Origin of the sequence: Idiomarina sp. Sol25, assembly GCF_033052775.1 — a bacterium.
GTDB lineage: Bacteria > Pseudomonadota > Gammaproteobacteria > Enterobacterales > Alteromonadaceae > Idiomarina.
Genome location: NZ_JAUPEW010000237.1, coordinates 1 through 238 on the forward strand (window position 1 = coordinate 1; position 238 = coordinate 238).

Consider the following 238-nt stretch of genomic DNA (forward strand, 5'->3'; position numbering starts at 1 on the left):
GCCGAAGATGTTGTAGGTGAAGGCATCGACCTTCACCGTCGCCTTGTCGCCCTTGCGGATGAAGCCGACCTCGCCGTTCTGCACGTAGGCCTCGATCTCGAGCGGCTGCCCGCTCGGCACGATCTGCAGGAGCTGCTGGCCCGGCCGCACGACCTGCCCGATCGTCGTCACGGCGCTCGCATGGACGACCCCGGCGACGGGGGCGCGCAGCGTCATGTTGGCGAGCGTCACGTCGGCG

The 238-nt window shown here is 68.9% G+C and carries 1 protein-coding gene; it reads right to left on the reverse strand.

The window, feature by feature from the left end:
- On the reverse strand, positions 1 to 238 hold a 238-nt coding region (locus Q5L94_RS14115), incomplete at both ends, for an HlyD family efflux transporter periplasmic adaptor subunit (protein ID WP_317498976.1).